Annotated in this window: 14 protein-coding genes and 1 tRNA gene; 6 read left to right on the top strand and 9 right to left on the bottom strand. The window is 45.7% G+C overall.

The features are described from left to right. Window positions 1-7: 7 nt before the first annotated feature. The 3 genes from B9Z49_RS15280 to B9Z49_RS15270 all read left to right on the top strand — a co-directional run bounded on the left by B9Z49_RS15280 (window position 8) and on the right by B9Z49_RS15270 (window position 12326). Entirely contained in the window at window positions 8-1156 is a 1149-nt protein-coding gene (locus tag B9Z49_RS15280; RefSeq protein WP_108354300.1) for a pyridoxal phosphate-dependent aminotransferase, read from the top strand. A 188-nt stretch (window positions 1157-1344) separates the two neighbouring features. Next, complete coding sequence (locus B9Z49_RS15275) at window positions 1345-8232, top strand: non-ribosomal peptide synthetase (RefSeq protein WP_158273516.1); 6888 nt, start codon at window positions 1345-1347, stop codon at window positions 8230-8232. Window positions 8233-8402: 170 nt separating this feature from the next. After that, window positions 8403-12326 (top strand): non-ribosomal peptide synthetase, encoded by a 3924-nt coding sequence (locus B9Z49_RS15270; protein ID WP_108354298.1) that lies wholly within the window; start codon window positions 8403-8405, stop codon window positions 12324-12326. A gap of 81 nt (window positions 12327-12407) precedes the next feature. On the opposite strand, the gene B9Z49_RS15265 is transcribed toward B9Z49_RS15270, so the two are convergent. From B9Z49_RS15265 to hrcA, 7 genes are all read right to left on the bottom strand, one after another. Continuing rightward, window positions 12408-13358, bottom strand: coding sequence for a prohibitin family protein (locus B9Z49_RS15265; protein WP_108354297.1), 951 nt, complete (start codon window positions 13356-13358; stop codon window positions 12408-12410). A gap of 12 nt (window positions 13359-13370) precedes the next feature. Then, the gene (locus B9Z49_RS15260; RefSeq protein WP_108354296.1) at window positions 13371-15035 is read right to left on the bottom strand and encodes a cyclic peptide export ABC transporter; all 1665 of its coding nucleotides are present in this window, start codon (window positions 15033-15035) and stop codon (window positions 13371-13373) included. 220 nt (window positions 15036-15255) lie between these two features. Beyond that, complete coding sequence (locus B9Z49_RS21635; protein WP_146188539.1) at window positions 15256-15753, bottom strand: hypothetical protein; 498 nt, start codon at window positions 15751-15753, stop codon at window positions 15256-15258. Between the two features lie 97 nt (window positions 15754-15850). Continuing rightward, window positions 15851-17170 (bottom strand): outer membrane beta-barrel protein, encoded by a 1320-nt coding sequence (locus B9Z49_RS21630; protein ID WP_146188538.1) that lies wholly within the window; start codon window positions 17168-17170, stop codon window positions 15851-15853. 262 nt (window positions 17171-17432) lie between these two features. Further along, entirely contained in the window at window positions 17433-18062 is a 630-nt protein-coding gene (locus B9Z49_RS15255; protein ID WP_158273515.1) for a YcjF family protein, read from the bottom strand. A gap of 702 nt (window positions 18063-18764) precedes the next feature. Beyond that, a tRNA-Ile gene (locus B9Z49_RS15245) sits at window positions 18765-18841 on the bottom strand. Between the two features lie 34 nt (window positions 18842-18875). Next, a complete protein-coding gene (gene hrcA, locus B9Z49_RS15240) occupies window positions 18876-19880 on the bottom strand; it encodes a heat-inducible transcriptional repressor HrcA (RefSeq protein ID WP_108354293.1) in 1005 nt (334 codons plus the stop codon). 28 nt (window positions 19881-19908) lie between these two features. Between hrcA and B9Z49_RS15235 the strand changes: the two genes are divergently transcribed. The 3 genes from B9Z49_RS15235 to rapZ are packed head-to-tail and all read left to right on the top strand — an operon-like array spanning window position 19909 to window position 23360. Further along, the gene (locus B9Z49_RS15235; protein WP_108354292.1) at window positions 19909-20802 is read left to right on the top strand and encodes an NAD kinase; all 894 of its coding nucleotides are present in this window, start codon (window positions 19909-19911) and stop codon (window positions 20800-20802) included. A 3-nt stretch (window positions 20803-20805) separates the two neighbouring features. Beyond that, complete coding sequence (recN, locus tag B9Z49_RS15230; RefSeq protein ID WP_108354291.1) at window positions 20806-22500, top strand: DNA repair protein RecN; 1695 nt, start codon at window positions 20806-20808, stop codon at window positions 22498-22500. Between the two features lie 2 nt (window positions 22501-22502). Next, complete coding sequence (rapZ, locus tag B9Z49_RS15225) at window positions 22503-23360, top strand: RNase adapter RapZ (protein ID WP_108354290.1); 858 nt, start codon at window positions 22503-22505, stop codon at window positions 23358-23360. A 96-nt stretch (window positions 23361-23456) separates the two neighbouring features. Here the strand turns inward: rapZ and B9Z49_RS15220 are convergent, their stop codons facing one another. Together B9Z49_RS15220 and B9Z49_RS15215 are read right to left on the bottom strand one after the other, a co-directional pair. After that, complete coding sequence (locus B9Z49_RS15220; protein ID WP_108354289.1) at window positions 23457-24086, bottom strand: TetR/AcrR family transcriptional regulator; 630 nt, start codon at window positions 24084-24086, stop codon at window positions 23457-23459. An 18-nt stretch (window positions 24087-24104) separates the two neighbouring features. After that, the gene (locus B9Z49_RS15215; RefSeq protein ID WP_108354288.1) at window positions 24105-24689 is read right to left on the bottom strand and encodes a 5-formyltetrahydrofolate cyclo-ligase; all 585 of its coding nucleotides are present in this window, start codon (window positions 24687-24689) and stop codon (window positions 24105-24107) included. Between the last annotated feature and the right edge of the window lie 8 nt (window positions 24690-24697).

The raw sequence follows: 24697 nt of genomic DNA, 5'->3' as shown, positions 1-24697 counted from the left end.
ATTGACAATGCTTGCCCCGTCAGATCGAAAACAGAGATTTCCAACTCTCGCGCTTGACCAAGTCATATTCGAGCTGGGTAAGTGGTCAGACCAAGAAAAACCATTGGTCAATTTTGCACCGGGGCAATCTTCATTTAATGTTTGGAAAGCATTAGGTGAAGAGCCGCCGCCGATACCGATAGAGAGAGTCTTGCGTTACGGGGATCTGAGCGGTTCTCTCAAGCTGCGTGAGTTGATCAGTCAAGAGTTAAGCAACCGATCAGGTGTGACCATCGATCCCTCGCAGGTTTGCATCACCAATGGAGGCACTGAGGCCATCATGCTGGCTTTGCAACTCCTGATGCGCACGGGCGATGCGCTGTTGACAAGCCAAACTTGTTACCCTGGCTACCGGCATCTTCATCATTTTTTTGGCGCTTCCAGATTCAGCATACCTTTGCGAAAGGATTTCGTCGTCGATCTGAACGCCATCAAACAGTTGAACACTGATAAGGGCCGGGTATTGTTGGTTAACTCTCCCTGCAATCCATTCGGTACAGTCATGACATCCGAAGAATTGTTTGCATTATCCGAATTGCAAATACCAATTATTTTTGATGAAGTTTATCAGCCCTTAGGGCTGGGCAGAGTTCCGGTAGCCAGTGCTTTGCGCTTCACTGACCGCCATTTCGTCGTCGGCAGTTTTGCTAAGTCTCTGGCAGTGCCCGGTCTTAGGCTTGGCTTCCTTGTTAGCCCTCCGCATTTTGCGAATGAAATCGTCAACATAAAAGCCCTGGTCAGTGTTTCCTCAAGCAATGCAGGACAGCATGTTTTAGAGCACCTCTTGATGCATTGGAAAGAGTTGGAAAACTTGCACCGAGAATACCTTCAAAGTCATCACGACTTGTTCATAGATGTTTGTAGCGGGTTGGGTCTTGTCTTAATGAGAAAACCAGAGGCTGGACTTTTTGCAACGTTGAAGCTTCCGGCTGATATGGGTTTAGATTCATTGTCTGTTGCGCTTGCGCTGGCAGAGCAACATGGCATCGGCGTGGTGCCATCCACAGATTTTCAGGAAGAAGGCCCCGCCTTTCTCCGACTGAATTTCTCTGTCCCCCGAGAGCAAATTGAGCCTGGCCTTGTACGTCTAAAAAGTGCACTACAAACCATGGCTTAATTCTGACAACCTGCAAAATTGGAATTTGCACTTGATCTTTCATTAGAGTGATCTGAGACTGTATTCATCTCCTGATCCAACGAAAGAGTACAAGATTGAAGAATGGAAACCTTGTGACAAACTCCTCTTTTCCTCGCAAAACTATCACAACTCCAGTTGCAAAGTTAATGAAGGCTCAATTGGAGGCCATGTCCAGTGTTTTTGAGCTACAACTTAAATTTTTGAGCAACCGGAACAATCACTTGAATCCACCGATTCAAGAGAACCCTTACCCTGCTACAGCAGATACAGCAACTTACAGCGCCGTACCAACATCAAACTCTTTGGTAGATTCCGGTGGTTCTCTCAAGACTGCTTTGCCGACTGCTACCGCTTTCGAATGTTCCCGTGGCCAACGAGAGTTGCTGGCCTTGATTGAATCTAACCCTGAGGCATCCAACGCCTATTGTGAAACGGTTGCTCTTGAGCTCCATGGTGAATTGAACGAAACAGCATTTGCACATGCTTGGCAATTACTTCAAAGCAGGCATGACGGCTTGAAATTGCGAGTCAAACCCAATGGTGACTTCACAATTGAGTTCCCACCGGGAGACTTGGAAATCACAGATGCCAATCCTGTCGACACCGATATCAGAGAGTGCATTGCATCCTCATTGGAAAGACCGCTTGGGCCCTATGACTCGCCACTGGTGCGTACACAATTGCTCCGGATAGCACCTGATCGCTGGTTGTTGATCTTGACGGCCCATCACCTACTGGCTGATGGATGGTCAATGGGTTTAGTGTTGTCTGAATGGGCAGATATCTACAATAAATTGCGTTTGGGTCTACAACCCGATCTTCCTGAAGCGTCGCAGTGGCATGAATTCGCAAATTGGTTTTCCAATTTAGCTCAACCTCATGACAGCGAACTCCCAATTGATAGTCATCTAACGCCGCCCCCACCTCTCATTTTTCCTCACTCCTCACCACTGAGTGGTTTCCGTGGGTCACGAATTCATTTAAAAAATCCTTTGTTAACAAATGATTTTGAATCCCAAGTAAATGCCAGTGAAAGAAAAATACCAGATATATCCAAAGAGAATATCATGGTCGCAGCGCGTCGTTGTGGACGCTTACTCGGTGTTTCTCACATTACAGTTTTACTGTCGGCCTATGCCGTATTCCTGGCACGTCTGAGTAACCAAACTCGTCTAGGCATTGGAGTTCCCATTGCGGGTCACGGACTTGCAGGACTGCCATTGATGGTTGGAATGGCCTCAGTGACCATGCCATTGGACATAGAGTTTGAAAACAAGATGACATTTCGCCAAGCCGTGCAGGTCATACAAGATGAACTTGCTCGGTCTCGACAGAATGCACATCAACTGTTCATGTCCGAAAGTGCAATTGGATTTCCCGTCACCGCGCTTTTTAATATAGACCCCGGATTACAGTTGAGTTTCAGCGGCTTGAGCACCGTGCCTCAGCCATTGCCTTTGAATTACGTTAAGACCGGCTTGTTCTTCAATCTGCTTGAGTTCAGCGGAAATGTTTTGCTCGACTTCGATTGCCACAAATCTATAGCGGATGAGCCCACAGCGAACAGATGGCTTCAAGGCTTGCTCCACCTCATTGGACATTCCTGCTCTGTCCCTGACGAATATATTGGAAACCTGTCGATGGGCCCGTTGCAATCGCGCCCAAACGATCCAGAGTTGAAACTTGTTGATATTTTTGGCGGAGTAGCCGCTGAAGGTGTTCCAGCTCAATTGATGAGGGTTGACGATCAGGGCTTATGGACAGAAACAGGACAGATTGCCAATGCGGATGAGACTTGCTGTGTCCATATTCTTGGTCAGCAAGACTGCTACTTGCGAATCCGTGATGGTTGGATTGACCTTGCTGCAATTGATACGGCTCTTGAAGTGTTCGAAGAAGTAGAACATTCTGTAACCGTCATTGATGATGGCAAGCTGACTGTCTTCGTTTATCCAGCGGCCGACACCCATCCAGACTTTTCGGGTATTCATCGACAACTTTCTGGCCGTCTAACAGCCCTATCGCTCCCGCATTCTTATGTATTGGCGTCTGAGCCGATCCGCGATGAAACTGGTGCTGTGTTTGAAGATCGGTTAAAAAATACCGATTGGCCCCGATTCAACGCAAAAGTAAAAATTCCACCTCGCGACAATTTGGAAATCCGAATTGCAGCGATCTGGCAGCAAGTATTAGGGCTGTCCGAGTCGCCTGGTGTGACAGATGACTTTTTCTCTTCGGGAGGTCACAGCTTAAAAGCGGTCGTACTGACCAATCGGATAGCGAACTCAGAAGGCAGGTCCATTCGACTTGCCGATTTTTTCCGAGTTCCGACCATTTCGGGTCTTGCCGAACTTTTACGGTCTGCAACAGAAGTAGAGCCCATCGCCGTTTTGCCCAAACAAGAGCGCGGCCAACCCTCTCATGCGCAAGCAAGAATGTGGCTTCTGGATCAGTTTGAGGAAGACCTCAGTGCCTACAACATGGGCTTCATCCTGAAGCGAGCAAAGCCACTGCATGAAGATAAAGTTCGCCAGGCTCTGCAGGAACTGACCAACAGGCATGAGTCTCTTCGGAGTGCGATCCAGGAGACCCAGGGCACACTCACGATCGTCACTTCGGACAATTTAAGTCCCCTGTTGGAATTGCATGACCTGCGAGGAAGAGTTGTCTCTCATCTATCGCTTCAAGAGATGGCGCTTCGATTCGTTAACGTGAGAGTTGAACTTTCGCGTGCACCTTTATGGCAAGTTGCCTTGGTGCTGACGGACGAAGGCGGATCGTTGATCGTTTCAATGCACCATTCAATTGGAGACAATTGGTCGATCACGGTCTGGATGCGTGATTTCTTGGCTCTCTTGGATGCGGCCGAACTTGATTCAAACGAACCATTGTTCTTGCCTCTTCTGCCAATACAGTATGCGGACTACGCAGCATGGCACCACCAAAGAACGGAAAATTCACAAATTCTTCTGGACTTCTGGCGTAACGAACTCGCTAATTTGCCTGAAAAATTACTTTTGCCCAGTTGCAGGCCACGAACACGAGAATCGTTCGCTGACATGTCCGGGCATACTTCAAAGCGCATTATTTCTCCTGCTGGACATGCGGCCTTCAGAAGCCTTTGCAGAGAACGAGGTGTTACCGGCTTTGAAGTACTCACCGCAGCGTGGCGTCTTTGGTTATGGGGTTGCACTGGAGCCCGTGATGTTGTGATGGGGACTGTGCATGCGGGCAGAGATCATCCTGCCTTGGCTGACCAGATTGGCTTATTCGTCAACACCATCCCTTTAAGGATTCAATTAGACCCGCGGTCATCTTTTTTAGAGCTCATCGATACCGTGCGGCAGCAAGCAGTAGCCGCATTCGATCATGCGGAGATGCCTTTCAACAGAATAGTTGAGCATCTTCAAGTACCTCGCGAGGGGGGCGGTAATCCGTTATTTGAAGTTCTTATTGCACATGATGACTTGTACGATTTCGAAACCACCTTGAATCGTGCAGGATGGACCGCTGAAGAAGTCGAATTGCCGGTGAGTCCTTTTGAACTTATCTTGACGGGATCAGAGGACGCCGCCGGTATGGCGCTGCGGTTGCAATACCGAACAGCACTTTGGGACGAGAATCAAATTGGGCTATGGCTTCAAGAGATTGAGTCTCTTTTAGAACGTGTCTGCAACCAGCCTCATCGGGCACTGGATTTCCTGGTGCTTCCTGAAAAATTGCTGATCCCCCGAGCTACCCTGAGCGCGGTACAGCATTTTGAACAATGGCGCCACAAACAACCCCAAGCACCTTGCGTGCTCGGAGAGACCGTACGTTCGTATCAGGACGTTGGGGCGGCGGCTGACGCATTGAGTTGCAGACTGATGGCTTCAGGTGCTGTTCCCCAAGAAGTCGTCGCAGTTTTAGTCGAGCGCAGTTGGGATCTTCCAGTCTCAGTATTGGGAATTATGAAGGCACGCGCTGGTTTCGTGCTGCTTGACCCTGCCCACCCGATCGAGCGACTGGCCTTCATAGTCCGTGATGCAGGTTGCCGAAGTGTCGTTCATTCAGACGGCCTTTCAGATCTGGCAAAAAGTCTTGTCGCGAGTTTTTCCGAAACGACTCAAGGTCTCGCCGTCACGCCAGAACCCTTAAAAATGCTGACGGTTCATCAGGCCGGAACCGAGCTTTTTGAAGTTCCCAGTGATCTGTCCATGAGGCGGGACGACCTCGCATATTTGATCTACACATCCGGCTCCACCGGCGAACCCAAAGGTGTACTTGTCGACCATGGGGCTCTGTCAAATCACCTTGCGGGCATCACTCCGCTGTCCCTTTGGACCTCAAACGACAGAAGTCTGTTGTTTGCGACTGTGGCCGTGGATGCCGTGATTGAGCAACTGATGCTTCCACTGGTCAATGGTGCATCATTTTGCATATTAGACTCAGAAAGATACTCACCAAAAGCTTTCGTAGAAACTTGGCAGCATTGGAATGCTACGATTATTGACGTCCCGCCAGTCTTCTGGGGCGACTTGATTAACTGGTGTATTAAAAATCCCATGGGTATTGAGTGTCTTTCAATCAAGACACTGATGACGGGTGGTGAAGAAATGACGCCACAAAGGGTCAAAGGCTGGTACGACTTGCCGTTTTACTGCGGACAAATACTCAACCTTTTTGGCCCAACCGAAACCACCTGTTCACCGATCATTGCCAGGATTGCGCCGCACCATAGCAGTCGCAACAGAATTCCTATTGGGTTTCCAATTGGGGGGCGGCGCATTAGGGTATTGAATGGTGAAGGACAAGAAGTCGCTATCGGAGAGGAGGGTGAGCTGTTAATTGGGAACGAGAGTGTGGCCCAAGGTTATCTCAACCAACCTGCGCTCACCGCTGAACGCTTTGTGACAGATGAGCATTCAACAAGGTGGTACCGAACGGGTGACCTGGTAAAACAAAGACCTGACGGAGAACTTGAATATATTGGACGAATTGACAGGCAGTTTAAAGTACGTGGATTTCGGATTGAACCAGGCGAGATTGAAGAAACTTTGCGGCGGTGTGAGGGCGTCCAAGATACGGCTGTAACCTTTGAAACAAACGATGAAGGCGGCGAACTACTGGCCTGGTTGGTCATATTGCCTGGTTTCGCGCCAACACGTTCTGGCATCTTGAGACATCTCAGTGAATCTCTTCCTTCACACATGATTCCCAAGAGATTTAAGTGCATCAACCATTTACCACTGTCCCGGACCGAAAAGCTTGATCGTCAAGCACTTCTTCAAATGAAGAGTTACGACCTCTGGGACGACAAAGCAGATTCAAATACTGAAGAATCTGCCGATTCATTAGAGAAATTTTGCCAAATTATGGCTGCGGTTGTGGACGTGCCATCGGTGAATGCAACCGACAACTTCTTTACAGTCGGTGGGCACAGTTTAAAAGCCATAGAGTTGGTTGCTCGGGTGCGTGAAAACTTTGGCGTGGAAATACGTATCAAAGATGTGTTCAACGCAGTCACAGTGGCCGAGTTGTTCGAAATAACGAGAGCCCTAAAGCACCTGGTAGCTCAGCCAATTAAACCGGTCTCCCGTGATTTACCTTTACCCGCTTCAGCGGGCCAAACCAGGCTATGGTTGCTTCAGTCTCAAAACCCCAGCTCTGTGGCATTCAACATGGTCGCCGGCTTCGTCATAGATGACCAATTGAATTTGATGGCTTTACAAACCGCTTACCACGGCGTGTTGGCCCGACACGAGGTGCTTCGCACCCGCTTGGTGATGAAAGCCGGTCAATTAACGCAAGTCATCAAAGATTCAATTGAATCGCAACCCATTTTGATTGAAGAATGGGATCACGCTTGCATGAATGCCGGTATTCAAATAAATACTGATGGTGAAAGCGATCAGCCCGATCATTTAGATCGCGTGCATCGAGAAATTGGTGTGCACCTGAACCATGTGTTCAGTGAGGAACTTAACCGGCCTTTCAGTCTCACATCCGAGGCCCCGATTCGACTTCGATTAATTCAATCTACTATTGGTTTTGGACTGGTCATCAATATCCATCACGCCGCATTCGATGGTTGGTCTGCCACCGTGATGCTAGACGATCTGGCAGCCCTTTATCGAACCGCCTGCAAGGGAGAAGCTGGCCAAAACATGGCCAAGAGTGGTCATACTGCAGACGGCACTCTCAAACCCCTGTCTATTCAATATGCTGACTATTCATCCTGGCAGCAGACCCTTATTCCTTCTTCACACAGGGAATTCTGGCTTGCACAATTTGAAACTGAGACACTGCCAGAATTAAGATTGTCAGTCGACCACCCACGCCCAGACAGCCCAAGTGGTCAGGGTGCCATTGTGACTGGCACACTCAGTCAGTCGAGCGCCCAAAAATTAAGGGATTTGGCAATCCAAGAAGGAGTCACGCTGTTCGGAGTGCTTTTGACTTTGACAGTCGTTCATCTGTACGTTCAATCGGGACAAACTGACTTCATAGTTGGAACTGCAGTTGCAGGCAGGGATTATCCTGAGTTAGAAGGGCAGATTGGCTTTTATGTCAACATGCTGCCATTGCGATGCCATATCAACCCAGCTCAACCCTTTCATCAACAAGTACGTCAATTTGGCCAGTTGGCGCGCCAAGCGCTGCTGCATCAGGATTATCCTTTTGATGCCTTGGTATATGAAGTGGCACACAAGCCATCTGCTGGACGACAACCATTTTTTGATGTGGTTCTTAATATGCAGAACTTTAAGCCAATGCAACTGGAGTTAGAAGGCACTAGAACCAGATTATTGAAAGACAGAAGCGTCAGTTCCAAGTATGACCTCATGTACATGATTGATGACTTAGAATCTTTGGATTTGTATCTTGAGTACGCAAGCGACCTCTTTGAACCGTTAACGGCTCAGACATTGGCCGATGAATTTCTATCCATTGCGACTGCCTTTGCCATGGAACCTGCCAAGACGATCAACGATTTGTTGATTCCATGGCGCAAGAAAATAACAGATAAGAATATAGTGAAAGAAATTTCAGTTTTAAAGCAAACAGATTGGTAACATTAGAAGATATAACCTTTTTAAATTTTATTAAATCATTACGGATAATTCAAATTAATTTTAAATTCCGCATTGATTATTGAAATTTGCATTCCACCCCCCACCCAAGTTAAAAAGTTTTTTATTTTACACTTAAATCTACAATTCAATAAATAACTGAGTTATAAAAAATGTATAATAAAGAAAATATTGAAAACATATATCCCCTAACTTCTTTTCAAGAAGGCCTTTTATTTCATGAGTTGTTAGAAAAAAACACGCTGAAAGATGAGCCACACGCTTATTTTCAGCAGATGACTTTCAAAATTAATGGACCACTTGATAAAGAATTATTTGATAAATCATGGCAATTACTTATTGATAGACATGATATTTTCAGAACCAGTTTTCCCAGAAGTACAAAAGATCGACCACTACAAATTGTTTTTAAAAAACTTATCATAAGTGTCGAACATAGCCAATTAATAATAGAAGATAAGAATATTCAAAGAGCAGAAATAAATACACTATGCTCTAAATTGAGAGAAAAACCATTAGATCTTGAGCGCCCTCCTTTGATGAGAATAAATTGTATTCAATTAGACAACACCAATACAGAATTTTATATTATTTGGGATTTCCATCACATTTTGATGGACGGCTCGTGCATTGGCTTGGTTCAAAATGAACTGTCATCTATATACAATAAATTGAGAGAGAAAAGAATATTTCACATTAAACCACCCGTTCAATTTGGTGATTTTATCAAATATTCTTCAAATAAAAATAATAATTCTCAAATAAAATTTTGGCTTAAATATCTAGATGGTTACACGTCTTCTATCAGTTTACCAGGCCAGCGCCAGAATATGCAGATGGGTGCCCGTCAACCCTGTTGTCAATCGCTAAGACTTGATTCTCAATTGACCCATCGATTGCATGTACTGGCCTCAGAAATGCATTGCACTTTGAGTGACCTGACACAGACCATATGGGGAATATTTCTTGGTAAGCAAAATTTATGTCAAGACGTAGTTTTTGGAAGTATCACTTCAACACGAAATCCTGAATTAATTGGCATAGAAACCATGGTTGGGCCATGTATCAACATGCTGCCTTTGCGTGTCAGATACACTGCAGGTGAATCCCTTCGCAGTATGTTAAAAACCATTTCAAAGAGCAGAATAGATTGGAATGAAAATATTAATTGCGCAATTTCTGATATAAACAATGCTGCCAAATTAAGTCGTAATTTTATAAGTCATTTTTTTGTATTTGAAAACTACCCTCTCGAAGATAAATTTAAAACAGAAAGTCAAGGATTTGCACCTGAAATAACAGTCAGCAATGTCAATATTTTCATGGTAAGTAACTATGATTTTTTTGTAAGAGCCACACCTGGCACTGAACTTTTATTTGAATTTGAGTTTGATGGCAGGAAATTTGACGAGTCATCAATCGAAGCGCTTTATTTAAGATTTCTAAACATGATTGAAAGATTGGTTAATCAACCAGATTTTCCAATCGATCAACTCTCACTGGCGACCCAAGAAGAAACAAGCTTTGTGATCAGTCAATTGAGTCAGGGTCCGACCCGTCATGTTCTTGGTTCTTCAGTACGTTCAATTCGCGAGTCTTTACTCGTTCACTTTCCAAATGCGCTTGCTGTAAGGTTGGGAGATGGACGCAGTTTTACCCATGCTGAGCTTCAACAAAATGCTGTTCGAATTGCACTTTATTTGCATTTCGAATTGAACTTAAAATCTGGTGATGTGGTTGCCATATGGGCTAATCCAGACGAGCATATGGTGTTCAGCGTTCTTGCTTGCCTCATGGTGGGTATAACATTTTTACCGATTGAGCCTTCAACCCCAGTTAAAAGGGTTGAACAAGTGCTGATGGACAGTGAAGCCAAAGTCATGTTGGCCAGTTCAAATCACTCTCCAAATGGTATTTTATGTTTGAGAACTATTCTGGTCGATTCCATCGTACACCGTACCCATTTAAGTGATGCATCAGATTGGGCTCTAGTACCAGAACCAGATGTCAGTGCTTCAGCTTATCTTATTTACACCTCAGGCACTACAGGTGTACCCAAAGGCGTGGAGGTTAATGTTTCATCACTCCTGAACTATCTGGGCTGGCTGCATCGGGACTTAAAGATAGACGAGACTTCATCGACTGCATTACTTACATCGGCAGCTTATGATCTTGGCTATACTTCACTTTTTGGTGCATTAATTTTGGGTGGCTGTGTTAGTTTATTTGATGAACAGTCTCGCAGAAATCCAGAATATGTATTGAAAAGACTGGCAAATGAGTCGGTCAGCTTTCTCAAGTTGACACCCTCTTACTTGTCCATGCTACTTGAATCTGATGGTACTTCACAATTTTCCAACATCAAATCCTTAAAACTAATGATATTGGGTGGTGAGCCGCAAAATTTTCATGAATTACAAAAACTTAAAAATCAGCTTCCTAATTTAGTTGTTTTTAATCACTATGGTCCAACGGAAGCCACCATTGGATGTGTCGCTGGAAGTCTTGAGGATATTATATTTTCCGATAATCCTTATCAACGCATTGGACGTCCTATTGCCGGTGCCAAAATTTTCATTTGTGACGATCATTTTAAGCCATTGCCTCCAGGAGTCCCTGGTGAACTGATGATTGGTGGTTTAACCCTTGCCAAAGGCTACCGCAAGGCTCTTGCAGAGACCAGTCGCAGTTTTATCGAGTTGGACTGGTTGCCTGGTGAACGTTTATACCGCTCTGGAGATGTTGCACAATGGAATAAAAATGGAGATATTCATTTTCTTGGACGAAAAGACAATCAAGTCAAAATTATGGGTTATCGGGTATCTTTGGACTGGATAGAGTTGAACATTCGCCAACTTGATATTGTCCAAGATGTATGTGTTTGCTTTGAAAAGAATACACAAAAAAACAGTGAGTTGGTCGCTTATTTCACCCTTGATCCAAAGGGAATTCAGATTACCCAATCCTTTTTGCGTCATGCGCTTAAAAAAGAATTGCCTATAACCTTAATACCGAATCGTTTTATTCATGTGGTTGAATTACCACTTACGGCTAATGGCAAAGTAGATCGGATTGCACTTGCTCAATTCGATTCTGTTCAAAAGGAACATGAATTCTCGAAACCAGAGAATGAATCAGAATCCAACATACTAGATATATGGAAGGAAACTTTGCATTTAGATGAAATTGGAATGGATGACAATTTCTTCGAACTTGGAGGGCACAGCATCAAAGCCATTTTGTTGGTCAGTAAACTACGAAAATTACTCGGAAGAGAAGTGGCTTTGCAATTGATCTTTGAATTTCCTACCCCAAGATCGTTGACTCAAGCTTTGAATCAAGAGCCAACTGAACGTCACCTGCCATCTGATGTGTTGCAATTCCGTCATGATGAAAGTGCCTCAGAACGTGTAACTTTTATCATGCCAACTGTGGTGGGTACTTCAATGTCTTTTTCGCCTCTCACAAGAGTGCTGAAAGGCCACCATTGGTGTTTTGGTTTGCAGAGTCCTGGCTTCATTGAAGGTACGACAAAGGTGGCAAGCTTAAAGGCATTGTCCTTGCACTTCTGTAAATCAATCATTCATTGTTCAAACGGAAAACCAGTCAATCTGGTAGGTTGGTCATTTGGAGCACATTTGGCTTATGAGACAGCTAAACACCTTGAGTCATCGGGTATAGAAACAAGGGTTATTCTGATTGATGCAGCAGTAGACGGAATTAAAAGATCTATGTTTCTTCAAGAAGAAAATCACAATAATTCTTCGGAAGTTTTCATTGACATGCAGGACTTGACTTTGATAAACACATTGTCCAAGCAAGATTCAGATAGGATAGTTGCATTGACAGAACACCACTATCGCTTATTCGCTCATCACACAACAACAGGTACCATCAAGTCAGATCTAATCGTTATTGAAGCCATGCAAGGTGATGGACAAGCAGACATGAAAACTTTTGAGAATTTTACCAGCGGAGATTTTAGATATTACTCAACACCTGGAAATCACTTCTCGATCTTTGAAGGAGAAAACCTATTAATTCTAGGAGATATTTTGTCAAGTGAATTACATTAGCCAGCCACTTTATCAATATAAATACTGTGAATAATAATTTTATTTTAAACAACAAGAAGTTTTGAGCAATATTTATGCAATTTATTTTTGTGGCTTTCCATTTTTTATTTCCTCATTCCCAGTATTTAATATCAATGGAAGACCTGAATTACCAGCGCCAATGACTACGACTTTGGCATTATTTGATTGGCTCAATGCTAAAGTAGCTTCAATACCGCGCCACTTAAGGTATGAATCTGATAGTCCGTTATTAACAATTTCTTGGAATCCACGTATCCCAAGTGCCTCGGTACGTTTCCGTTCAACTTCTTTTTGTTCAGATACATTTCTATAATTATACTCTTCCACTAATGCTCTAGCAGTATTTTTACGCACATAAGCATCTTGTACAGCCTGTGGAAAGCGAACTTCTTTAATCAAAACTTTTTCAAGTATCACCCAATTTTTATTAGGTAGATTTAAGAATTCAGGAATATGTTGTAACGCTGCAAGTTCAGATAATGCTTCAGCTGATTTCAAATCAACACTTTTTTCAAAATTGATTCTTTCAGAGGAGTGTAAATCTTCAGAACGGTAAGCTGCAATTTGATTACGAACCATAGCAGTCACAACACGGCCAATTATTTTCTCACCATAATCTGGACCAATTGTTTTATGCACTATACCTGCAGCTTCTGGGACTAGATTATAAGTCCATGTCATTTCAACATCAACACTGAGTCCATCAGCACTCAATGTATGTATACTGGCCTCACCAATTTGAGCCCGAGTGTCGTATAAAAAAATCTGATTCCAAGGCATTATGAAAGCTATGCCTTCACTAAGAGGATTTCCAATTTGTGTTCCATTTTGGAAACGACGCCATTCAACACCTACATTTCCAGAGGGAATAGTTTTTACCAAATTAGGTAAAATAAATGCAAATGCAAGTACGAATGACAAGCCAACAAACCATAAGTCAGACCTCCAAGCAAGATATTGTCGCTGTAGGTGTTTGATAAAGTTAACTAGGTAATTTTTGATCAGTCTCATGTTTCATTCGCCTTATATTTTGTTGATCTGGGTTATGACACCTGATTCAAGATGCAAACGACGGTCTGCAAATTTAAAGTAAGTTTCATCATGAGTTATAGCTATAATGGTAATATTTTCTTTTTTAATGTAAGGTAGAATTTCACTATAAAAGAAAAGTCTGAACCCTGGATCTTGATCCGCTGCCCATTCATCTAAAATTAAAATAGGTTTTTTTTCAGCTAATGCTGAAAATAGTGCTAACCGCTTGCGTTGACCAGTGGACAGTTTTGTAGTTGAAAATTTCCCATTCGTCAACTTTACTTTATTTGAAAGTTGTAGTCTATCCAACCATAAATTTGTCCAATCAGGATCCATTTCATTTATACCATATAATTTTTTAAATAAATAGAAATTTGAAAATACAACCGCATAAAGGCTTCTAAAATGTAAAATATTATCTGGCCAAACATTCTTGTCATTGAAAAATATTTCTCCTGATGTTGGCTCATATAATCCAGTTAAAATTTTTATCAATGTAGTTTTACCAGCACCATTGTTACCCGTTATAAATATAACCTCACCTTTTTTAATTTTCAAATCTACAGGACCAATATTAAATGCCGTACTTGTTTTATCATATTCGAATTTAACTTCTTTGAGTGTTAAATTATCAAAAGTTAGAGGCTCATTGTCGGTGTAATTTGATTCGGTCTTTAAATTATCATGAGATGTTGATTTGGTATTTGAGTTATTGCTTTCTTTAGCCAGTGAATCTAATAAATTTTCAAATTCTTGTAAATTACTTGCGGACAGATTAGCGGAAATAATTTGAGGTACAGTTGCAACCATACCAAAGAGTGGACTAACTAAAAACATCACAGCAGCAACATTATCACTGACATCTTTGTATCCAGTCGTATTGATAAGAGGTACTACAAAGGCCATTGTTCCCAGTAAAGCATACAATGCGAACTGGGACAATATAAAATCTTTTGATAACGCCTTGTGTGCTGTTAGCTTGTATTCAATTGATGCTGCTGAAGATTGGACTGCTTCATTTACAGCATCTATTGCTTTCGGTTTTGAAAGTTTAAGTTCTTTGAATCCATCAACTAATGAAATCACATGCTCCTGCATTTCACTTGCTTGCCGTTGAGCTGATTCTAAAGCAGAATTAACTTGATTGGAATGAGATAGAAATGCCCATATAGCCAAAAAACATACCAAAGCAGTTAGTAAAAATGCACTTGTTGATATATAAAATAAATATACACCTGCTATGCATGATAATATAAATGATTGCCCAGCAAAAGCAAGTGGTGTTGCTATTTGAGATATATTCAGAGTGTCATTTGATATATGTGATATAATGCGAGAAGTTCCAATTGATTCGACATCTTGTAGTTCTATTTTCTGTAATTTATTAAATAGTTTCTCTCTAATTAGATGAACTCTGTTCTCTATTATAGGGCCGCATATTTCAAGAGACTTTAACTGAGCAAGGCAAAATATGGTTAGAGCTATAGTAAATTGAATAGTTAAATACAGTGATTTTTCTGTCTCTTTAGTCTCAGGGCTAATACTGTTTATAACATAATAACAATATGTAGCACTTAATGCAGATACAATAGAAAATTTCAAGTAGAGAATTACTTCTTTTTTATTGTTCTCATATATCGTCTTGAGTAGCAACATTGCTTTTTCCTGTCTATATATTATTACTTATCGATTTTATTTTTCGCTGGAAAAAACAATATCAATATAATCAAAGATATGATCGGCGTTAGAATAAGTGACAACACCAAACTTTTTAAAAATCTTAACTTTGTTTTTCTCCCTAAAAATGCAACTACAATAGCTGAATATAAATATATTGGAATTATAAATTCATTAATAAACATGATCAGTCATTCGTTTAGTTCTTTTCAAATTTGTGCAGTGGAATTTTCCCAGTGTCAGCAAAAACAGCATTTGCATGACAATCTTTTCCATTTCTCAAAATGCACACATCTACACGTCCGACTCCAATTATATCATCACAATTTATTGATTTAAGTTGGTAAAATCCTCGAGTTGATGTATCGCGAGGATCAATACTAATGCGGGTAATACTACTACCAATATCTTGATTATTTTTTCTAAAATAAATAGCAACAGCAATAATTCTGACTCCGACATTACCCAAATTAGTTACAGATATTTCTGGTGAACAAAATCGGTCATTACCTTGTCCAAACACATAAGCTCGTGATATTAATATAAGAATTGATTGACTGTCCATTTTGTCAAAAGATGATTCAAATGACTTTAAGGATTTTTCATATGACTTAAGTTTATTATCATTCTGTTTTTCCGCACTATTTGCAGCAAAAATTACAAAAATATATAATATTATAACAATTATCTTCTTCACTTTTTCCCCTTTTTTCTTGATTGCATTTATTTTATATTATATTATATTTTGCCTATTGATTTATTTAAAATTTATAATTTTATATTAAAATTTATCATCATAAAAAGTATTTGAAGTCAATTAGACTTTTATTATCGGTGAATTCTGGAACAAGAGAACTAACTCCATGAGTGGTTCTACGTTGAGTTTTATAATATCCTAAACTTATGACTGCTTTCCTAGCTGGCTTCCATAGTAAACCAACATACAATTGAGTGTCTTTAGCATAACCAGTAACTTCGTTAGCACTAATGTAGGTATGCGATGCATTCATGGTTATTGCTGTATTTTCGTTTAATCTTGTTTTTAAATCAACCTCTAGTGTTTGAAGTGCCAAGTTAGATATTCCATTTATATTGACATCTTGCGTAGATTTTGATAAAGCGATTTGAGCACGGGTACTTTTCGTTGGCTTCCAATTTGAACTCAAACTACCTGTAGTGTGTGTAGCATTTGGAACCAAGTCAATTCGACTAGATGTCTTTTGCGAAATTCCTATATCAGACGAAATTACAATGGTCTCTGATAATATCCTATTAATTCCTGTACTTATACTTGTTATTCTTGAAATTGGATTAATAGTATCTATTAGACCAACGGTGTCGTATGTATAATATTGATACTGACCTCCAGCAAAAACAGAAGTTAATTCATTTAAATTATAAGTAAAATTACCAGTTGCTAGATAATTAATATTGTTGAATCTACTAGGCATTGATACTCCATTAGAAGTTGCAATAGCGCTAATTTTCATATCAGTAATTTTAAAATCTAAATCAACCGATGAGTTATCATATGTACGGTTTGCACCCAATTTGGCAATGGTCCGTTTGAGTGTTTGATCTAAAAGTGCGTTGGTTTGAGTGTTACTTGAATTTAATTCTCTTTGAACATAAAAGCTTGACCTGGACAGCGAATCGGATGCGCTACTTAAGACAATTGGCATCAACCATTTATCCATTTGACTAACTGAAGAGTATCTTATAATATATCTGGTATTATCTCCTTCATTATTTAAACTTTCATATTGAGTTTTTTCTAATGCAGCCAGTAATTGCGCACCTTTAGGATCTGTACTTCTTGCATTTAAGCTGACATAATTTGTTTTTGCTTTAATTGATATTTTTGTATTGTCTTGCAAAGGATCAGATTGATTAAAAAAAGCTATTGCTACTGCAGGAACGTAACGAATTCCTTGATAAACATAGCCATTATTTTTTTGATCATCAAATAAATCCCTTGAAGGACCAAGTGTTAGATTTTTATTTTCAGCCAAAACTGAATCTTTTTTTACAGACTCTGATATTTCCGATGCCAATGATACAGTTCCATTTAAAAAACCGTATAAGCAAATTAATGTGACGTAGTTTTTTTTCATTTTAATCTAATCCAAGACATGCCAAAACAAACAAAGCCTAAAAGTCCACACTATAAAAACTACATTTACTTATTATATTTCTAGATTTTATTGTCATTTTCTCATTGAAATATTCAAACTTTATAGTCTTTGTTTTTTCAAGCCAGTACCTATTTAAAGTTATACATATCATGGTTGTTTGTTCATGTACGCAAAAATCTTGTTAGGACCAAAAAACATCTTGAGTAATGGCTTATCTTTGCTAGGAGATTAGAGTTTGAATTCAAACTATTGCTTCTGATTTGGGTGTTACTGCTAATTTGGTACCAACCTTAAATTGACTCTTAAAGTAATCTTTGGTTTTTTGGGCATCAAAATTCAAGAAGGTTCCACCTGATTCAAAATGTTGAACAAATACTTTACCAATCCCGTAAGTTATTCCAGCCCCCAATGTGGCCATGGACAATGCACCAGCTGCCTGTCCAATAAATGGAACAACCTTGATGGCACTGGCAAATACAGGGGCCATTTGCAGTGGAAGATAACCATTAATCAAAGAAGCTATTGTCTTTTTAACATATTCTTCGGAAAAATTCTGGCCATACAAGTCACCCAATGACTTGAGCAACTTCACTTGTATACCAGTTAATGCGATAGCATCTAAAACAGGCATTGGTATGAAACCAACTCCAGCAGCGACCATGGCATGATTGCGAATTAACGCATCAGCCGCCACCACTCTTTCAGCATCTGAAATTTCGGTAGCTTTCAATGTGGTTTCCGAGTCGATGGGCGAGTTTGAAGATGTGACTGAATCATTGGCTTCTGTGTGATCAGCAGCAGCGTTAGCCGAGTGATCAGTTGAGTCAATCGACGTTCCATCTTCGGTTTGTTTAGGATCAATTTTTTTCATAAAAGGCCTCATGAAATGGTGTTTTGGAAATTTGCATCTTAAACAACAATTTGTTACGTGACAATGAATTTTTTGAATCCCTGCTCACCAAGTTAAATCCCTAGCTATGGCCTACTCACATTAAGCTGCGCTTTTGAATGGCAATATCGCATGCTTTTATACTCTTTTTTAACGCAGTTTGATTTTGCCGCTCGAACTCATGAGAGCTCAAGCATCATTTGGTTCATTTTCTTGAATTGACGACTCAGTTGATTGGGGATCACTTGCGCAGCTCGCCCGCCTTGTACTTGGGTCTCCTAGAATACCGCACCGATTTGACCATCGCTGCACGCACCAAGGGGGCAACACGGTTCTCGCTACACGCCACCCCCATCTTCCTCAAGGTCGCAGAAAATACGTGCTGATCAGGCAAAATTTCTGTTGCTGTGCCCGTTCGAACGCTCACTTCACCCAGACTGATGGGCTTCATTATTTGTCTACTGATTTGGGGGAATGCCAAAATGATCCCGGCAGTGCATCGTTTATTTCAGCATGAGGACGTTATGAGATGTTTGTTCAAACTGTGTGAATGGTTGGCGTTGAGTGATTGCGCAGGCACTGCAGCTGAGACAGGCGTGTGTTTCTGCAGCGTATCTGGGCTTGGAAGGCCCCGATAAAAAATTCACTTTCCAACGCCGTGCTGACTGACTCGCAGGATTGAAATGGTAGGGCGTGACAGACTTGAACTGTCGACCAAAGGATTATGAGTCCTCTGCTCTAACCAACTGAGCTAACGCCCCCACCGAAGTCGTCATTGTAGTGGGCCGCAGGGGCTTATTTGGACTGGCTTAGCGCGTTGCTGACCAAGCGAGAGGTGATGTTGACGATCTGGATCATGCGGTCGTAGGGCATGCGAGTCGGGCCAATCACGCCCAAGGTCCCGACGATCTGTCCATCCACCTCGTAGGGCGAGCTGACGACCGACAGTTCTTGCATGGGAACGATCTGGCTTTCGCCGCCAATATAGATGCGCACGCCTTCCGCTTGGCTGGAGACGTCCAGCAAACGCATGAGCTGGGTTTTTTGTTCAAACAGATCAAAAGCCCGCCGCAAATGGCCCATGTCGCTGGAAAAGTCGCTCACCGACAACAAATTGCGCTCGCCGGCGATCACCACCTCGTTTTGGTCATCGGCCAGTGCTTCGGTACTGACCTGAACGGCCGCTTGCATGAGCGTGGCGATTTCGCTTTGCAGGCTGACGAGCTCTTGCTGCAATCGGCTGCGTACCTGCTCGATGGCCATGCCTGCGTAATGGGAGTTGAGGAAGTTGGACGTCTCGATCAGTTGGCTTTGCGAGTAGTCAGATTCGGTGAACAGGATGCGGTTTTGCACATCGCCCTCGGGCGAGACGATGATGACCAACAAACGCCGTTCGGACAATCGCAAAAATTCGATGTGCCGGAACACCGACGGCTTGCGCGGTGTCATGACCACACCCACAAAATGCGACAGGCTGGACAGCAAGTGGGCCGCACTGGCAATCACTTTTTGGGGTTGGTCTGGCAGGAGCGCAGGGGTTTCGAAGCCATCGCGCTGCACCGTCAGCATGGTGTCGACAAACAAACGGTATCCCCTGCTGGTTGGAATGCGTCCGGCCGAGGTGTGGGGGCTGGCGATCAGGCCCAGCTCTTCCAGGTCGGACATCACATTGCGAATGGTTGCGGGTGACAAATCCAAGCCCGAGGCTTTGGAGAGCGTGCGCGAACCCACAGGCTGGCCGTCCGCAATGTAGCGTTCCACCAGGGCTTTGAGCAATAACTTGGCACGATCATCTAGCATGCGGTCATTTTAATGATGTAATTTGCGAATGAGATCCAAGTTTCGTCACATTGCACTCTTTGGCAAGTACCACACCACTGCCCATGGCGGGGCGCTGGAGAGTTCACGCCGTGCTTTGGACGACGTGGCACAGTTCTTGACCCGGCAAGGCTGCGATGTGGTGCTGGACCAAGAAACCGCTTCGCACACCGGCTTGAACCAACACCCTGTGCTCGAGATGGCCGAGATCGGCGCGCAGTGCGATCTGGGCCTGGTGATAGGAGGCGATGGCACCATGCTGGGCATTGGCCGCCAAATGGCCCGCCATGGCCTGCCGCTGATGGGCATCAACCAAGGGCGGCTGGGCTTCATCACTGACATTCCCCTGCAAAGCTACCAGACTGTGTTGCTGCCCATGCTGCAGGGCCACTACCAAACCGAGGACCGAAGCTTGCTGCAAGCCCACGTCATGCGCGACCAGCGCAGCGTGTTCAGCGCGCTGGCCATGAACGATGTGGTGGTCAACCGTGGCGGTACCTCGGGCATGGTCGAGTTGCGGATCGAGGTCGACGGGCGGTTTGTGTCCAACCAACGCGCCGACGGCCTGATCATCGCCACGCCCACGGGCTCCACCGCGTATTCGCTGTCGGTGGGCGGACCCTTGATGCACCCGGCCATGGGCGGCTGGGTCATGGCCCCCATTGCACCGCACACATTGTCGAACCGCCCCATTGTGCTGCCCGAGTCCTGCGAGATCAGCATTGAGATCGTGGCGGGGCGTTATGTCAGCGCCAACTTCGACATGCAAGCACTGGCCGACCTGATTTTGGGCGATCGGATTGTGGTCAACCGCTCCGAGCACAAAGTGCGCTTTTTGCACCCGGCAGGCTGGAATTATTTCGACACCCTGCGCAAAAAAATGCACTGGAATGGGGGCGATTGAGCCATGGCATTGACGCACATCACCCTGCGCGACTTTGTGATCGTGCACGAACTGGCGCTGGATCTGAGCATGGGTTTCAGCGTGTTGACCGGCGAGACCGGGGCGGGCAAATCGATTTTGATCGACGCCTTGCAACTGGCTCTGGGTGCCCGCGCCGAAACAAGCGTGGTACGCGAAGGTGCCAGCCGATGCGAGGTCTGCGCCGAGTTTGAACCTACGCCCCGCATTCAGGCCTGGCTTGAAGAAGCCGGGTTTGAGTCCAATGCCAATTTGTTGCTGCGGCGCACGGTGGACACCGCGGGCAAAAGCCGCGCCTGGGTCAACGGCAGCCCCGCCACCGCCACGCAGCTGCGCGAACTGGGTGAGCAGTTGCTGGACATCCATGGCCAACACGCCTGGCAGAGCCTGACCCGCCCTGACGCTGTGCGCGGCTTGCTGGACGCCTATGCAGGCACCGACACCCGCCCGCTCAAAGCCGCTTGGCAGGCCTGGCGGCAGGCCCAGCAAACGCTGGCCGATGCCCAACAGGCGCAGAGCACCTTGGCGAACGAGCGCGAACGCCTGGCCTGGCAAATCGGCGAGCTGGAAAAGCTGAACCCGCAGGTAGACGAATGGCAAGAGCTGAGCACCCAGCACAGTCGTTTGGCCAACGCGCAGGCCTTGATCGACGGGGCCAACCAGAGCACCGTCTTGCTCGAAGGCGGTGACAACGACAGCGAAGGCGGCGCATTGCGCCAGCTGTCCCGCACCATCCAGACCCTGCAATCACTAGGGCAATATGAGGCCGAATTCAACGCTCTGGCCGATGTGCTGTTGTCTGCGCAGGCGCAGGCCGAAGATGTGGCACACAGCCTGCACGCTTATCTGCGCAAAACCGATCTTGACCCGCAGCATCTGGACAAACTGGACGAACGCATGGGCCTGTGGCTGTCGCTGTCACGGCGCTACAAAAAAACACCCGACGATCTTCCATTGAGCTTGCAAACATGGCATCAGGAGTTGGCCCAACTTGATGCCGCCGCCGACCTGGACACCCTGCAAAAAGCCGAACAAGCTGCCCACAAAGCCTGTCTGCAGGCAGCCAAAGCTGTCTCTCAACAACGCCAAAAGGCAGCCAAACCATTGGCCCAGGCCGTCAGCAGCGCGATGCAGCAACTGGGCATGCAAGGTGGCCGCTTTGAGGTGCAGCTGCAAACCCTGGATGCACTCGCACAATACGGTCTCGAAGAAGTCAGCTTTCTGGTGGCAGGTCACGAAGGCAGCACGCCCCGGCCCGTGGGCAAAGTGGCTTCGGGTGGCGAACTCTCGCGCATTGCGCTGGCCATTGCGGTGACCACCAGCGAGCTGGGCGAAGCGGGCACCTTGATCTTTGACGAAGTGGACTCGGGTGTGGGTGGCGCTGTGGCCGAAACCGTGGGCCGCCTGATGAAGCAACTGGGCCAACACCGCCAAGTGCTGGCCGTGACCCACTTGCCCCAGGTGGCCGCCTGCGCAGACCACCACCTGCTGGTGAGCAAAGCTGCGGCCAAAGGCCAGGTCAGCAGCCAAGTGCGCGGCGTCAACGGCGAAGAGCGCGTGAGCGAAATCGCCCGCATGCTGGGCGGCGAAAAGTTGTCTGCCACCACCCTGGCCCACGCACGCGAAATGCTGGGCACTGCCCCCTTGAAAACCACAGGCCGCAAAGCCGCACAAAGCTGAGCATGGACATCATCCTCATCACTGGCATGTCCGGCTCTGGCAAATCGGTGGCGCTTCACGCCCTGGAGGACGCGGGTTATTACTGCGTGGACAACCTGCCGCCAGAGTTGTTGATTCCTTTCGTCAAGCTCGAGGAGCAACACCAAGAGCGGCGTCTGGCGATTGCCATCGATGTGCGCAGCGCCAATTCTCTGCACCTGATGCCTGAGCAAATGAGTTTGCTGAGTGACATGGGCATGACGGTGAAGTCAGTTTTTCTGGACGCCAACTCCGACACGCTGCAGCGCCGTTATTCAGAATCGCGGCGCAAACACCCTTTGTCGGGCGGCGACAAACCCCAAAGCGACAAAGCCTTGATTGAAACCATTGGTTTCGAACGTGAATTGCTGGCAGATTTGCGCGATCGTGCCCACGTCATCGATACCAGTTTGCTGCGATCGGCACAGCTTCAAACCTACATCAAGACCTTGGTCAGCGCCCCCTCGGCCCAGCTGACCTTGGTGTTTGAATCTTTTGGCTTCAAGCGTGGCATTCCCACCGATGCCGACTATGTGTTTGACGTGCGCATGTTGCCCAACCCCCATTACGAGAGCACGCTTCGCACTTTGACGGGACGTGACGAGCCGGTGCAATCCTATTTGCGCCAATCCGAAGCGTTCTTGCAGATGCAATTGCAGATCGAGGGGTTCCTCAAGCACTGGATTCCGGCCATCGAACGCGATCACCGCAGCTACGTGACGGTGGCCATCGGCTGCACTGGGGGGCAGCACCGATCGGTATTCATGGTCGAGCAGCTTGCCCAAAATTTCAGCACACGCTGGCTCACCCTGAAACGGCACCGGGAACTGGACGCGATATGAGCCACAGTGCAAGACGCATGTGAGCCGATTTGCCACCTGTTGCCAGGCTAATTCTCGTCACCTGCTGATGATTAGCGTTGGAGAATTCCAACGGCATCAACCCAGCCCCTTTTCCAGCATGCCAATCACTTCATCGGCAAAAGCCGCATAGCTGATGGGTCCACCCGGACGCAGCCAGGTGAAGGTCCAGTTGATCATGCCCAGCAGCATCATGGTCAGGGCGGTCTGATTGGTGGGGGTCAGGCGCTCGGGGTAGGCACGCTTCATGAAGCGGGTCATGGCGGCCACGATGTCGCGCTGGCGGTTCAGGATCAGCTCACGCGGTGATACTGGCGAAGAGCCTAAGGCCGAGTCGGGCACCTCGCTCAAAAACTGGGTGTCATTGAGCAAAGCAGCGTGGCGGGTTGCGGAGGTTTCATATTCCTGCAAAAACGCCCGAACCAACTCGTGCAGCGTGGCGCGGTCGTTCAGGTCCTTGCGTTGGGCGTTGGCTTCGGTTTGCGCGATCACTGCCAATAGGCGCTGGGTGTGGCGGTCCAGCAAGTCAAACAAAATGGCTTCTTTGCTGTCGTAATAGTGGTACAGCCTCGCCTTAGAAGTGCCACACGCGGTGGCGATCTCGTTCATGCTGGCCGCAGGGTAGCTGCTCTGGGCGAAGCATTGCGCAGCAATGTCGAGGATCGCATCGCGCTTGATGTCGTGAGTTGCTGATTTGGGTCTGGCCATGGTTCTTTCGCTTCTGACTCAAACAGGCCAGACCACCCCGTTGTCGTTCAGGATGGCATCGAGTGGCGCGTCGTGATCTTCGGGCTCCAGCTCGTCTATAAACCCATGGGTATACCCCAAGCCCACGGTGAAGGGTTTGGGCTGCAGGGTGGCCAGCGTGCGGTCATAGAACCCCCCGCCATAACCCAGGCGGTAGCCGCCGATGCCATAGCCCACGCATGGCACAAACAGCAAAGTGGGCACGATGACTTCGGTGTCCTTGGGCTTGGGAATCCCATAGGCATCCTCTTCCATCGGGCAGCCGGGGTACCAACTGTGAAAGCTCAGGGTTTTGTGCTGTTTGTTGACCACCGGCAGGCCAATTCGGCGGCGCTGTGGCTCGCCGTTCAACTCGCCGTCTTCTTTCCAGCGGTGCAGCGCGGGCAGCGGATCGAACTCGCCCTTGATCGGCCAGTAAGCACCGATCACGGTCTCGGGGCGGTCAAACAGCCAGATGCGCATAACGCGTTGCAAGGCTTCGGCCCGCGCCAGGCGGTCCGGCAGGTTCAACCTTTCTTCCACCAAGGCTTTTCTCAAGGCGCGTTTTGCTTCGGCTTTGTCCATAATCGACC

The sequence above is a fragment of the Limnohabitans sp. 2KL-51 genome, assembly GCF_003063645.1.
Classification (GTDB): Bacteria; Pseudomonadota; Gammaproteobacteria; order Burkholderiales; family Burkholderiaceae_C; genus Limnohabitans_A.
Note: the sequence above shows the minus strand (reverse complement) of the source record. Positions and strands in the feature narration are given on the sequence as shown.